A 12,312-nucleotide genomic window follows, 5' to 3' on the forward strand; every position below is an offset into this window, starting at 1 on the left:
GCAGGCGGGGTGGCGGCCGGGCGCTGTCCGCCGGTCTTGATGACCTTCGCGGTCGCGTTCTTCAGGCTCACGCCGACATCTTCGACGTCGAGTTCGTACACGGTTCGCCTGACGCCCTCACGGTCCTCGTAGGACCGCTGCTTGAGGCGTCCCTGCACGATGACCCGGGTGCCGCGAGCAAGGGACTCGGCTACGTTCTCCGCGGCATGGCGCCACACGGCACAGGTCAGGAACATGCTTTCGCCGTCCTTCCACTCATTCGCCTGGCGGTCGAAGATGCGGGGGGTGGACGCGACACGGAACTTCGCTACGGCGGCGCCCGACGGGGTGAAGCGCAGCTCGGGGTCGTCGACCAGGTTGCCGATCAAGGTGATGACGGTCTCGCCTGCCACAGAGCGGGCCTTTCACGTACGGGGTCGGCCCGCCATGATGGCGAGCCGACCATGGAGAGCGGATCAGGAGAAGAGAATTCGCCAGGTGAGCGGTCCGGGAAGGCCGTCGGGGTCACCAGCCAGCTCCTTGCGGGAGCGCTGGAAGGCGGCGACGTTCTTCCGGTCGGCGTCGCTCCACTTCGGGCCAGGCCCCGAGGCGTAGTGCCGGCCGAAGCCCTTCTTAACGAGCTGCTGGCCCAGCAGCGTGATGTGGGCGTTGTTCTTGCCCGGCCCGAAGTACGAGACGCCGGGGAACGGCGGCTTCGGCTTCGGCTTGCCGGCCCCGCCGGAAGACACCTTCGCCTTCGTCTTGGCGAGGGAGAGCAGCTTGGCGAAGTCGATGTCGCCGGGGTCGCCATGGACGTTCTCCGGGACATGGGCGTGACCGCACCAGCCTCGGAAGGCATTCCACGCAGCGAACGACATCCGGGCCTTCGTCTTGCCATACGAGGACGGGTAGGCCAGCCACGTCGAGGGCCCGGTGAGCGGGATGCCGTTGTTCTTGTACTGCCAGGCCATGAACGTGGCGAGGCCGTCCAGGGCCCACTCCGGGGCGTCCGGCCAGTAGACGTAGTCCTTGCCCGCCTTCGCGCCGTTCCACGTCTTCTTGTGCTTGGGGTCGCACGTTCCGACGAGTTCGATCTGCACGCAGTTGCAGGTGTTCGTCTCGACTCCACCGGCCAGGTTGACCAGCGCGCGGGCCGACCGGTTGAAGGCGTAGTGCTGGTAGAAGTCCAGGCGCTTCTTCGCGAAGTTCGGCCGCGCGGTGATGTTCGGGGCGGCGGCGCCTTGACCGTAGGAGGGCAGCGACGTGCCCTCGGTGGTGTGGATGACGCCACAGTTCGGCTTGATCACGTCGCCCTGGTAGCGGGATGAGTAGTCGTACGCGCGGCTGGCGCCGGGGTAGAAGTTGACGGTCACGGTTGCTTCCTCTGGTGCTGGTGAGCAGGAGGAGGCACCGTGACCGTCGGCGCGGGTTAGTGTCGCGCGCTGCCTTCGGGGGCGTCTTCGGGCTCGATCACCTCGGCGTCCACCACGCTGCCGTCTTCCAGCTCCGGCGGATCCGGGTATTGCACGGCGAACAGGGTCTGGTTCAGCCGTTCGGCGAGGGCACTTAGGTCGACGCGTTCCTCCCCGACGGGTTCGCCGCTGTCCAGGCCCGTGATCTCAACGGCGAGCGCAGCGTCCTTGCCGTAGTGGTTGCGATGCTGCCGCTCCAGGTACCAGGCGTCGGCTCTCCAGTCCGGAGCCGTGCGGTCCTCAGTGACCTCTTCGACGATCTGACCGGTCTCGGGGTCGCGGAACTTCCTCGTTGAGACTTTCGTGACGATCCCGCCATCGGCAACGCGCCTGATGTTGGCCATGGCGCGGGCGCCCGCCATCGCGCGAGCGGTACGTACCTTCTCGAACAGCTCGACGTACAGGTCCTCATCCCGGTCCGGGGGCTGCCCGGCCTCGCGGGAGGCAAGTTCACCGCGGCCACGGGCCATCCACCGGTGGTAGGTGGCGCCGGAGATCCCGGCGGCCTCGGCGGCGAGCTCCACCGCGATGCCGGTACGGGATGCGGTGATGATGCGGGCCTCGACCTCTGCGGAGAGGAGGGTGGGACGCCCGGGGCCGGGGCGGCGGTCCTTACGGCGGTTGGACATGGGTGGCTCCTCAGCAGCCGGGCGGGAACGCGTGGCCGCAGGACGGGCACGTGGCCAGACGTGTACGTCCCTCGTCGTCCGGGCTGAGGCCGTCGCCACCCAGAGGGTCACCACCGTCGTCCGGAAGGTGCAGCACAGGTGCCTGGTCTTCGTGGATGGCGCCGGGCAGCGTCTCGGGATCGACCTGGCGCAGCAGCTTGTCCAACTCGTCCTCGGAGATGGCCAGCGACTCGTACAACTCGGTGTCGCCCGTGACCAGGTCCTCCAGGGTGGCGGCGAATTCACGCGGATCCCATCCACCCTGAGCGGGAAGGCGGTTGAGCTTGATGGCCAGGGCCTCGGCCTCCGCATCGCTGGCGGAGGACCAGCCGCGCAGCACCGGGATGAGCCATCCGCCGTCCTCGTCGACCAAGACACCGCCGGGCGTCGGCATGCCCCGCCCCTGCATCTCGATCAGGGCTTCACGGCGGCCGTGCCCGTGGAGAGTTCGTTGCGTTCGCTCGTCAACGGCCGGGACTTCGACCAAGCCGTGCATGCGGATGGAGTCGATGATCAGCTCAAGGCTGTGCCGCTTCGGGTTACGAGGTGCGGGTGGCAGGTCGGTGAGCGGTAGGTAGGTGATGCGGCGCGGTGCCGGCACGGTCTCGGTCACGGTGTTCCTTCCGGCTGGGGGTGGTGCCGGCGGCGAACGCGGTCTGCGAGCCCGCGGACTCCAACCGCGGCGCCCCGCCTCGCAAGCAGGGCGATGCCGTCCTGGCCGGGCCGTGTCCGCCGCCGGGCCGGCGCCGCCCTCGTTCCGGATCAGGCGGCGCCGGGGCGCACCCACCGCTGGTGACGTCACCAGGGCGGGAGAGCCGTGCGGAAGGTAGGGGGACAGGCTGGTTTATGTCCCGGCGTCAGGGGTGCTGACGCGTGCGGGCTGTGCCTTCTCGGGGCGTAGGGGCGGGAGATGCACACACGAGATGACGCGTGCTGTACTATTTCTGTGGCTGGGAGAGCGACCCAGCTACCCGGGCCCAGGTGTCACAAAATCCGCCAGCCGACGTACTTACTGGCGGCACCCACTGCACCCCGCCCGGGACAGACCCGAAAAGCCCTGGGCTACGCCTTGGGTGAGAAAGGACCTGCCATGCCGCACGACAACGCTGCCCCGACGCCGGAGCCCGCCCTGTCCCTGGGAGACGCCGCACTCCTGTCGGTCTTCGCCAGGCTGTTCAAGGACTCCATCGTCCCCGCGATCGACGAGAGGATCGCTGCGGTGAAGCAGCCGCTCCTCACCGCCTACGACGACCCGGGCAGCAGCACCAAGTCCGTCGACGCCAAGGTCAACGGTGTCGCTGTCGCCACGCACACGGTGGCCATCTCCAAGGACAAGTACAAGGTCGGCGACCCGGAGGCGTTCAACGAGTGGGCCGAGGAAAAGGGCGAGGCCGAGGTCATCATCCAGGCCCGCCCCGCGTTCCGTGACGCGGTGCTCAAGCGCGCGACGTACGACAAAGCGACGGGCGCCATCGTCGACAAGCTCACCGGCGAAGTGATCCCCGGCCTCATCCGCACCCCCGGCGGCAGGCCGACCGGCTCCATCACCACGACGTGGAAGGACGAGGGCCAGGAAGCCCTCATGGAGGCGTTCCACAGCGGACAGCTCCGCGGCCTGCTGCACGGCGTGCCGATGCTCCCCGTCGCGCCCGAGCGCGGCTCCGAGCAGTAGTCCGCACCGTCGAACGACGGCCCGGCCGCCCCCTTCCCCCTGCGGCCGGGCCCCCTCCCCGAAGGACCTTCGCCTTGTCCACCGACATCGCCATAGCCCCGGCACTTGCCGGAGGCATATCCGACCGCTCGTTCAGGCTGTACTGCTACCTCGTCCTTCAGAGCGATGGTGAGTGGGTCACCGTGCAGGACGCCGCCGACGCGTGCAACCTGACCAACCACCAGGCCCGTGAACCCCTCGCAGGACTCCGCGAAGCGGGCATGGTCGAGTCGCGGCGCGTGTACGAGATGGGCGTCCGCGGACGTAAGACGTGGCACACCCACTTCCGGCTGACGACGAGCAGGGCAGCGGCGTGAGCAAGCGCAGCGGAGTACGCCACAACCAACGTGCCAACTGGGTGACGCTCGAATCCACCACAGTCCGCGACACCCGCCTCAGCTACCGAGCGCTCGGCCTGCTCACGTACTGCCATGACCAGGCCGACAGTTGGCAAGTCCGCTCCGAACAGCTCGCGCGTGGCGAGGGGCGCGAAGGCCGCGACGCCGTCCGCAAGGCCCTGCACGAACTGGCCGCGCACGGCTACTACCGCCTGGAGCGGCGGCGCTTCCTCGACGGCACAACGGCCATGGGTGCTGCCATCAGCCGGTACCCCGTCGAGCAGTGGGCGCGTGACTACCTCACCTTCAACAAGAAGCTGGACGTGCCGGTCGTCGAGCAGGAGGACGGCTCCTTCCACGTCCGCTACCCCGACGGCAGCCTCCGTCCGGACGGCTTCACGCCCGGCCCCGACGCTGCCCAACCGAACGTCTCTGTAGAGACCGAGCCGGTACGAGAGCCGAAGCCGAGGCAGCGCCGCACCCCGCCGGCCGCCGCACGCGCCGCAGCGAAGAAGGCCCAGCAGCCCAGCAGCCCAGAAGATTCGGACAAGGCGGCCAGCGAGGTGAAGGAGAAGACACCGGCCCAGGAGGTCGCCACCTGGTACTACGACCACGCCGCGCAACACCTTGGCCCGTATGCGGGCAAGCAGAAATCCCGGTGGTACTTCGGGCTCGTCAAGCTCAGCCAGCAGGCCCTTGACGCCGAGTACACGCAGAAGCAGGTGGCCAAGGCGCTCCAGCGCACCGGCGTCCACTTCCCCACGGCGTACCAGTTCCAGCGCGCGTTGAGCGACGAGCGGAACAACAAGCCGATGCCGTCGCAGTACGGCAGCCGCCCCGCCCCCTACAGCGACGCCGCGACCTGGGGGACCGACGGCATAGGCGAACTGCCGACCCCGTCCAACTCCGACGACCTCGACGAAGCCGTGTTCGGCATCGTCCCCGCCTGATGTGAAAGGACCAGGACCAATGAGCGTCCTCGCAGCCGAACGCTTCGTCCCCGAGCGTGAGCCGAAGCGGCTGTTCACCATCACGGAGCGCACGATCGCGGCCCTCAAGCGAGGCGGCGCGGACCTTGCACAGCTCGGCGTACCCGCTCCGCCCGAGGACTCCGACACCGTGCTGTGGGATGACGTCTCCGTCCCGCAGGCCAACGCCCGGACCCTCGCCTGGCGGAACAGCATGCTCGCGGCTGACCACGACGACTACTTGAAGTGGCGGTTCTCCGACCTCGACGACAACCAGCAGCCCCAGGCCCTCAGCGGCTGGCTGAGCTCGGTCGTGGAGGCCAAGAGGACGCAGGCGCGTCCCAGCGCGATGCACTTCATCGTGTCCGGAAACATCGGCTCGGGGAAGACCACCATGGTGGCAGCGCTCGGCAACGAGGCCAGCGAACGGGGTCTGCTCGTCCGGCTGGTGCAGCACTCCACCTATCTCGCCTGGCGCCGCCCCGACGGCGGACCCGACAACATGAGCAAGTACGAGATCCGCAGGCGTCACGTCCAGGACCCGGACCTGCTCATCCTCGACGAGCTGTGCGGCGAGATGGACGGTGTGCAAACGGACTTCGTACGCCGGGAGACCACCGACCTCGTCGGTTCCCGCCTGGCGTCGGGCAGGCCCACCGCCTTCTCGACGAACCTGCGGCGCGACGGAATCAAGGCGATCCTCGGAGAGCGGCTGCTGTCGCGGATCGAGGACCGGGCCTACCTGGCGAAGGTCGTTGGACCGGACCGGCGCACCCCCCGCAAGGCGCTGGACTGGTAGCAGAGAGGGAGTCGTACGAATCAAGAGCAGCGTGCTAGGCGCAGACCCTATATCGTTTGGGACAACCGAGAGCCGACGAGCATAGGCCCTCGGGAAGACCCGAATGAAAGGGACGCGTCTTGCCGAAGATGCCCGATATTCGTGCTATTACCCAGGGTGAGCGGGATTTGCGGGATTGGCACCGCAACCTCCGAGTTGGAGCCGCAGCCGCAGGCTTCGGAATGATGCTCGCCTCCCTCTACCAACTCCACTGGGCCGGAACGCTCATCGGCTTTCCCACCCTCGCAGCCGCCGCGATGGCCGGTTCGCTCGAACTGCTCCTCGCGTTCAACGCCGGAGCCGTTACCTCGATCCGAAAGCGCACCGAGCGAGGCGCCGAAGGCGGCTACTACTGGTCGCTGTGGTGCATCTTCGCCTTCCTGCTGTGCATCTCGATCGCCGCGAACGTCGGGCACGCCATGGTCGCGCTGTCCGAGTGGTTCAGTACCGGCAGCGCCCCGTCCGTGATGGCGGAGAACCCGGTATACGTGTACGCGGTCGGCAGCGCCGTGGCAGCGATGGTGCCGCTCGGCGGCAGCTTCGGGCTGCACATCTCCGGGTTCGTCCGGGCGCGCGGCGCAGGCTCCGACTGGGTCGACGAGAAGGGAACCGGCGCACTACTCGACGCCGAAGATCCCATCACCGCGGTATCGCAGGAGGAAAGCGAGAAGTTCGAGGCTGCTGTTTCGGAAGAGCCGGGTGAGACCTCCGCGCTGGACCCGGGGGCCGAGGAGTCAGGGCCGGCGGAGGAGGAGCCGGAGGAGGACCCGGACATCGAGCCGGTGCATGTCCTGACCGAAGAGGATCTGTACGTCCTCTACAAGGAGGCCAGGGATGCAGGCGAGATACACCGGTTCGGTGTGCGGGGAGACCTGAATCCCAGCCAGCTCGGCCGCCGTCTCGGGCAGAGCCCGCAGAACGGCCGGAAGAACGTCGGCCCGCGCTTCGACTCCCGCTACCTCGCGGAGAACCAGAAGGAACGCGGTGACGGTGTAGACATGGACGACCTTGCGGCCGATAGCGAGACCGTTCGGGCATTCTGACGGTCGGCACCTGCACGACTTCGCGGCGGGCGCACCCCGAATAGGGGCGCCCGCCGCTGGCACGATCGGACCTCCCCATGGACCCTGAGACCCTGGCCCGCCTTGCGGCCACCCGCGCACACCGTGATCTGTCCGACCTGGCTCGGCAGGGCGTGGGCAGCATCAGCTCTGGCCCAGGGGTAGGTGAGCGGATCGAGGCGGCGCGACGGCTTCGGGTGCTGGTCAACGAACTCGTCGACCTGGTCGTGCTCAGCGAGGCACTGGGCGGGGCGTCATGGGAGGAGATCACCCGCGCCCTGCGCCGCTTGGGCGCCGGGACAGTCCAAGCGGAGTACGAGGAAGCGGTCAGGGAGTGGCGGGCTGGGCCGGCTGAGCGCCAGGTGGCGGTGGACGACGCCCGGGACCTGGATACCTGGTACCTGCGACACCGAGAGGACACTGATCCGCCCGTGGAGAAACCCGCCTCTGAGCTGTTGCAACGGGATTGATTCCACGCTCAGACGCGCTAAAATAGTACAGCGCGCGTCAGGGCGAGAGGCTAAGGCCCTTCGCGCCGCAACATCCGGGAGAGCAACCCGGAAAGACCCGAAGTGAAAGGCCCGTTCAGTGGCTGGCATCACCATGCCCCAGCGCACCCGCAAGAGCCGAAAGCCCACCGGCAAGCCCAACCCCCCGATCATCCTGCTCACCGGCCCGGAAAAGACCGGCAAGTCGTACGAGGCCGCACTCGGATCCGGCTCCGACCTGATCGGCATGACGTACTGGATCGAGATCGGCGGCACCGAGGGCACCGCCGACTACTACGGTCGGATCAAGGGCGCCCGTTACGAGATCGTCCCGCACGACGGCTCGTACCAGGACATCCTCGACGCGATCCGCTGGGTGAACCACCAACCCCGCGTGGACAACAAACCGAACATGCTGGTCATCGACTCGATGACCTCCCTGTGGGACATGCTCAGCGACGAGATCGCCATGTACGCGCGCAACCGCGCGATCCGCAAGGCGCAGCGCAACCAGTCCCGCCTTCCCACCCTCGACGACCCTGTCGTCATCGACTCCGACTTGTGGAACAGGGCCAAAGACCGCTGGGGCGAGGTGCTGTGGCTCTTGAGGCGCCACCATGGCCCGTGCCTGCTGCTCGCACGCACGGAGATCGTCACGGCCTTCGAGCACGACAAGCCGACCCGCAACACCACCCGCAAAGTGAAGGCCGAGAAGAACCTCCCCGCAGCCGTCGACGCGATCGTGGACCTCCACGGCATCCAAGACGCCTGGCTCACCGGCGTACGCAGCCTCCACATGGAGATCAAGCCCGGTGAAACCCAGCGGTTCCACGACTTCACCGTGGACGCTCTGCTTCGCCGCCTCGGGTTGGAGGATGCCGTCGAGACGCGTTCCACCTCCGAACTGCGCCCCGACGCCGAGTTGCAGGAGTACGGCCAGCAACCGCAGCAGTCCGTCCAGCACCAGGCACCCACCCGAGAGGCCCCGGGCCTGACCGGCGAGCAGGCGGCCAAGTTGATCCGCGATGCCCTCATGCACCCCGCCAACCCGGAAGATGCCCTGTGCGCAGTGCGGACGGAGTACGGCCTCCGCACGCTCCGGGCCGTGAAGACCGAGACCGGATGGGGTGTGATGAGCGCTGACGACCTGATCACCAAGTCACTCGACCACCTCAAGGAGAAGGCCGAAGAGGCACAGGCGGGCGTTGGGGGCGACGACCAGACCCCCAACGAAGAGCGAGCGATCGGCGGCGAAGAGAACGTGCCGACAGGCACGGACGAGCCTGAGCCGAGCGGGGAGGGCACACCGCCCCCGCCGGACCCGGTTGAGAACCCGCCCGAGCCCGAGCAGCCCGAGGAAGTCAGCGAAGCCGAGGAGCCGCAGGACCTTCCCAAGCCCCGGCCTCGGACCGCCAGGGGGAACAAGGCGAACAAGGTGATGGCCGTGCTGCTCACCGAGGCGGAGATCCAGGCCCGCACCCTGGGCATGACGATGCAGGAACACCTGGAACCGATCTCCGGCCCCGACGAAGGCACGCCGCCGACGATGACGAAGCTGCGTACGTACGTCATCGAGCACCGCCCCGCAGTGATCAACCTCCTGGAGGAGCGCGGCGAACGGGACATCGCCAACGCCTACCGACTCGCCGGAAAGCCAGAGCTGAAGATCGGCGAGATGTTCGCGACGCTCTACACCGACCTCACCACCGTCATGAGCTGACGCCTCTGGGCGCGCCGCTCCGCCGTCGGGCCGAGGCGCTGCCGTCGCATCACGTCCCAGCCGAAGGCGCGCCCGCGCGACCCCACACCCCATCGGGCGCGCCATCGTCGTATCCAGGCGCGCCCCGTCGGCGCAACAGCAGCGCGCCCGAACAGCAGAGGCACGCGCGCCCGCATCACCGAAGGCACTACCCGCGCCACTGGCCGCTCCGGTGGCGCGGTGCGCCGGCCCCGGCGACGGGACCCCGCGCTACCACGCTCCCCGGTGGCGCGCCCGTCCAGCTCGGCGCGCCCACTACGGTGCGCCAGCATCCTGGTGGCGCGCCACCTCAAGACATACCCCGCGCCCGAACCGGCCCTACTAGGTGGCGCGCCACAGTCTCACCTGCGGGAATGTGCGGGGAGCGCGCTGCCCAGACGCGCCCGGTTCTACGATCCAGACGGTTGTTTGCCACAGGCGCGCCCCGGCCGGGCGGTGGCGAACTGCGACGTTGCGCACCGGTCGGCTCCCGCGCGCCACGAGGGACTGGGCGCGCGGGCATGGCACTGTCCGGGAGACATCGCGCGCCACGGTGGCGCGCCACGGGTATCTATACGCGCGGCCATGAAAATGGGCGCGCCCGGTGCGGGCGCGCCCCAGATGCAGGTGCATCGTCAGTTCGGGGAACCCGCCCGCAGGCGACGCTCGGCGCGCCGCTGTTGGCGCACTTCCTCTCGCGCCTCCCGCGCGTCCTTGCGCACCGCGTTGAGCAACTGGGAGAACTCCTCCGGGTGCGTTTCGGCGAGCAGACGCATCGCTTGAAGCCGGTGGTTCGGCGCGGTCGGCATCCTGCCCCATCGCGCCACGTCATAGTTCAACGCGTACTGGAGGAACCGCAGCTCCGCCTCCAGCCTTGAGCGGAGCTGCGTGATGCGCGCGTGACGCGCCTTCTCGGACTCCCCCTCGACCTTGGGCAAGAAGTCTCCCGTGTCCCGCATCATCCGCTCCGCCACCACCCTCGTACGAGGGGCCACCTCCAGGGAGCGGAACGCCAGGCCCTGAACGTGGTCGCGGCCGGACCGAGCGGCGCCGGCGACTTGCTGCACGAACGCCGCCCACTCCTGGGCGAACGCCTCACCGTCGAGCTGGGCCAGGAACTCAGCCTCGTCCGCAGCGAGGTCTTCCACTGCGGCTACGACGGGTTCGCGCGCGTCCCGGAGCTGCTGGCGGAAGAGGGTGACGCGCGCCTGGTAGTCCCGCTTCGACTCACCCTCCCCACGAACGATCACCTTCTTGAACTCGGAGGCGGCGCGGTCGGCTGCGGTGAGAGTGCGGCTGGCCAGGTCTGGCGCCCGGAACGCGGCCCCCTGAACCTCGCGCGGGGACCGCCTGTCACTACCGCCCTGTACGTACGTGATCCACGCCTCGAAGAACACCTGGTGAGGCATCTGTTTCAGGCGTTTGACCTCTGCCGTGACCTGCTCGGCAGGCGGCTGCGCGTCGGCCATCCCGCGGTTCCTCCTGATCGCTGCTCTCACGCCGCAGAGCCGCCTGTGGCGGCTGGCGTGTCGTGGCAGTGGCCGCCTCGCAACCGAACCCACTCCGTGTGCCGGTTCATCGCAGGAGCAACCGCTCCCCGGCCCTGGGCGCTCTACACGCGCGCAGATACTCGGGCTGTTGGCTGCCGGCCAGACCCAGGAGGAAAGGGAAAGCCCAAACTCCCGGAACCAGCAGCCCACCCTCAACGCAGTGGGTTCGGCGGCGAAGCGGCCACCTTGATGCGGATGATACCTGCCGGGGTGCCGACGGCATTACTGACTGTTGTGCTACTGGGTCTGTCCCGGGCGCTTCGGGCTGGTCACCGACTCGATCACCGGGGCGACCTTGCTCGGCTTCCATACCAGGTCGTACGTGGCCTGGGAGCCGACAAGGACGGCGCCGACCGTGGCGAAGGTGAGGGTGCCGTGCTGGAACTGCTCCCAGCCGCCGGACACCGCGACGGTGGCGACGCCCGCGACCAGCGAGACGATGACGGCTACCACCTTCTTCACCTCCACCGACCAGGCGGGGCGCTGAACGATCGCGGTGAGCAGCGGAAGAACGGCGCCGACCTGGGCACCGGTGGTGATGGAGTCGAGGGTCGACATAGAGGCTTCTGCCCTTTCGGTTGGGTGACGTGGAGGGCAGAGGGTGGCTCGGTTGGCAGCCTTGTGTCGTGCGCTGCCTCTACGGGGGTTCGCGCCGGTCGACGTCGTCGGCGATCTCGGCGGGTGGCTCGGGCGCCGGGCGCTGGAGGACGTCTCGTACGAGATCCCGTAGGTCATGGATGTACTCGACGGCTGCTGCCTTCCACCGCCGCCACTGCCGCTGCTCCTCCTGGAGGTGTTCGACGCGGCGTTCCAAGGTGTCGTACTTCGCTTCGAGGGTGGCCATCCGCTCCAGGGTCTGGTTCGTAGATGCCCGTTGCTGTTCCAGGAGGTTGGTGAAGCCGTCGGTGAGGTTCTTGACGGCGGTCGCCTCGGAGGTCTTCTTGTTCTGCCGGTACACCAGCCACGCGCCGCCCAGCGCGCCGAGCATCGCGAAGAGGGGTGCGAGGACGGGGGCCAGCGTGACGAGCCCATCCACGGGTGCTCCCTCGGTTGGTCGTTGGTCGGAGGTGCGCGGGAGCCGGAGCCGGTAGGGCCCGCGGCTCCCCGCAATGTGAAAGCTGCACCACGAATGGGTCTTACGTCGCCGCCTGCGTTTCGGCCGCTGCGGTGGGGCTAACGCCCGCGACGGAGTCCCAGCCCAAGCGGACTGCGGCGAGGAGCTGTGCGTCACTGATGGCGGCCGCCATGACGGTTGGGTCTGTCGTCCCGACGGCTGCCGCCGCGGTGAGTAGGGCGGGGGAGACGACCAGGCCGACCGTCATGGACGCGGCCTGTGCCTCGGTCGGGCTGATAACGGTCTTCGCCAAGTTCCAGCGCATCGGGTAGCCCGGGGTATCTGGCGGCTCACGGAAAACTTCCTGGGCGACGACCGCGATGGCCATGCGCACGCGGGGGAGAAAGGTGGGGGCGCAAGCCAAAGCGCACATCGCGGAAAGGGGTA

Annotated in this window: 14 protein-coding genes and 1 pseudogene; 7 read left to right on the top strand and 8 right to left on the bottom strand. The window is 68.4% G+C overall.

Features of this window, described 5'->3' with window-relative positions; all coding sequences use genetic code 11:
* Positions 1 to 32: 32 nt before the first annotated feature.
* From OG413_RS20140 to OG413_RS20155, 4 genes and pseudogenes are all read right to left on the bottom strand, one after another.
* Positions 33 to 392 (bottom strand): annotated as a pseudogene (locus OG413_RS20140) (single-stranded DNA-binding protein); the annotation flags it as partial.
* A gap of 63 nt (positions 393 to 455) precedes the next feature.
* Positions 456 to 1,352 carry a peptidoglycan-binding protein gene (locus OG413_RS20145; RefSeq protein ID WP_266807403.1) on the bottom strand — a complete coding sequence of 299 codons (897 nt, stop codon included), beginning with the start codon at positions 1,350 to 1,352 and terminating at the stop codon, positions 456 to 458.
* A 56-nt stretch (positions 1,353 to 1,408) separates the two neighbouring features.
* A complete protein-coding gene (locus tag OG413_RS20150) occupies positions 1,409 to 2,080 on the bottom strand; it encodes a hypothetical protein (protein WP_266807405.1) in 672 nt (223 codons plus the stop codon).
* A gap of 10 nt (positions 2,081 to 2,090) precedes the next feature.
* Positions 2,091 to 2,732, bottom strand: a complete 642-nt coding sequence (locus OG413_RS20155) for a hypothetical protein (RefSeq protein WP_266807407.1) — start codon at positions 2,730 to 2,732, stop codon at positions 2,091 to 2,093.
* A gap of 477 nt (positions 2,733 to 3,209) precedes the next feature.
* On the opposite strand from OG413_RS20155, the gene OG413_RS20160 reads away from it, so the two are divergent.
* The 7 genes from OG413_RS20160 to OG413_RS20190 all read left to right on the top strand — a co-directional run bounded on the left by OG413_RS20160 (position 3,210) and on the right by OG413_RS20190 (position 9,243).
* Positions 3,210 to 3,791 carry a hypothetical protein gene (locus tag OG413_RS20160; RefSeq protein WP_266807408.1) on the top strand — a complete coding sequence of 194 codons (582 nt, stop codon included), beginning with the start codon at positions 3,210 to 3,212 and terminating at the stop codon, positions 3,789 to 3,791.
* Positions 3,792 to 3,865: 74 nt separating this feature from the next.
* Positions 3,866 to 4,147 carry a hypothetical protein gene (locus tag OG413_RS20165; protein WP_266807410.1) on the top strand — a complete coding sequence of 94 codons (282 nt, stop codon included), beginning with the start codon at positions 3,866 to 3,868 and terminating at the stop codon, positions 4,145 to 4,147.
* Complete coding sequence (locus OG413_RS20170) at positions 4,144 to 5,118, top strand: hypothetical protein (RefSeq protein WP_266807412.1); 975 nt, start codon at positions 4,144 to 4,146, stop codon at positions 5,116 to 5,118. The genes OG413_RS20165 and OG413_RS20170 overlap by 4 nt, the downstream gene beginning before the upstream one ends.
* Positions 5,119 to 5,137: 19 nt before the next feature.
* Entirely contained in the window at positions 5,138 to 5,935 is a 798-nt protein-coding gene (locus OG413_RS20175; protein ID WP_266807414.1) for a hypothetical protein, read from the top strand.
* 221 nt (positions 5,936 to 6,156) lie between these two features.
* Positions 6,157 to 7,017 (top strand): hypothetical protein, encoded by an 861-nt coding sequence (locus OG413_RS20180; RefSeq protein ID WP_266807416.1) that lies wholly within the window; start codon positions 6,157 to 6,159, stop codon positions 7,015 to 7,017.
* A gap of 77 nt (positions 7,018 to 7,094) precedes the next feature.
* On the top strand, positions 7,095 to 7,505 hold the full coding sequence (locus tag OG413_RS20185; RefSeq protein ID WP_266807418.1) for a hypothetical protein: 411 nt from the start codon (positions 7,095 to 7,097) through the stop codon (positions 7,503 to 7,505).
* 133 nt (positions 7,506 to 7,638) lie between these two features.
* Positions 7,639 to 9,243 (top strand): hypothetical protein, encoded by a 1,605-nt coding sequence (locus OG413_RS20190; RefSeq protein ID WP_266807420.1) that lies wholly within the window; start codon positions 7,639 to 7,641, stop codon positions 9,241 to 9,243.
* A 653-nt stretch (positions 9,244 to 9,896) separates the two neighbouring features.
* Here the strand turns inward: OG413_RS20190 and OG413_RS20195 are convergent.
* The 4 genes from OG413_RS20195 to OG413_RS20210 form a co-directional block, all read right to left on the bottom strand.
* The gene (locus OG413_RS20195) at positions 9,897 to 10,730 is read right to left on the bottom strand and encodes a hypothetical protein (protein ID WP_266807422.1); all 834 of its coding nucleotides are present in this window, start codon (positions 10,728 to 10,730) and stop codon (positions 9,897 to 9,899) included.
* Positions 10,731 to 11,048: 318 nt separating this feature from the next.
* Complete coding sequence (locus tag OG413_RS20200) at positions 11,049 to 11,369, bottom strand: hypothetical protein (RefSeq protein ID WP_266807423.1); 321 nt, start codon at positions 11,367 to 11,369, stop codon at positions 11,049 to 11,051.
* A 79-nt stretch (positions 11,370 to 11,448) separates the two neighbouring features.
* Positions 11,449 to 11,847, bottom strand: a complete 399-nt coding sequence (locus OG413_RS20205) for a hypothetical protein (protein WP_266807425.1) — start codon at positions 11,845 to 11,847, stop codon at positions 11,449 to 11,451.
* Positions 11,848 to 11,947: 100 nt separating this feature from the next.
* A complete protein-coding gene (locus OG413_RS20210) occupies positions 11,948 to 12,253 on the bottom strand; it encodes a hypothetical protein (protein ID WP_266810264.1) in 306 nt (101 codons plus the stop codon).
* Between the last annotated feature and the right edge of the window lie 59 nt (positions 12,254 to 12,312).

The sequence above is a fragment of the Streptomyces sp. NBC_01433 genome, assembly GCF_026340105.1.
GTDB lineage: Bacteria > Actinomycetota > Actinomycetes > Streptomycetales > Streptomycetaceae > Streptomyces.

Excerpts from the sequence above, each read along its gene's own strand:
- OG413_RS20160 (WP_266807408.1), top strand. The coding sequence starts at position 3,210 with ATGCCGCACGACAACGCTGCCCCGACGCCGGAGCCCGCCCTGTCCCTG.
- OG413_RS20185 (WP_266807418.1), top strand. The coding sequence starts at position 7,095 with ATGGACCCTGAGACCCTGGCCCGCCTTGCGGCCACCCGCGCACACCGT.
- OG413_RS20150 (WP_266807405.1), bottom strand. The coding sequence starts at position 2,080 with ATGTCCAACCGCCGTAAGGACCGCCGCCCCGGCCCCGGGCGTCCCACC.
- OG413_RS20195 (WP_266807422.1), bottom strand. The coding sequence starts at position 10,730 with ATGGCCGACGCGCAGCCGCCTGCCGAGCAGGTCACGGCAGAGGTCAAA.
- OG413_RS20175 (WP_266807414.1), top strand. The coding sequence starts at position 5,138 with ATGAGCGTCCTCGCAGCCGAACGCTTCGTCCCCGAGCGTGAGCCGAAG.
- OG413_RS20200 (WP_266807423.1), bottom strand. The coding sequence starts at position 11,369 with ATGTCGACCCTCGACTCCATCACCACCGGTGCCCAGGTCGGCGCCGTT.
- OG413_RS20210 (WP_266810264.1), bottom strand. The coding sequence starts at position 12,253 with ATGGCCATCGCGGTCGTCGCCCAGGAAGTTTTCCGTGAGCCGCCAGAT.
- OG413_RS20180 (WP_266807416.1), top strand. The coding sequence starts at position 6,157 with ATGATGCTCGCCTCCCTCTACCAACTCCACTGGGCCGGAACGCTCATC.
- OG413_RS20190 (WP_266807420.1), top strand. The coding sequence starts at position 7,639 with ATGCCCCAGCGCACCCGCAAGAGCCGAAAGCCCACCGGCAAGCCCAAC.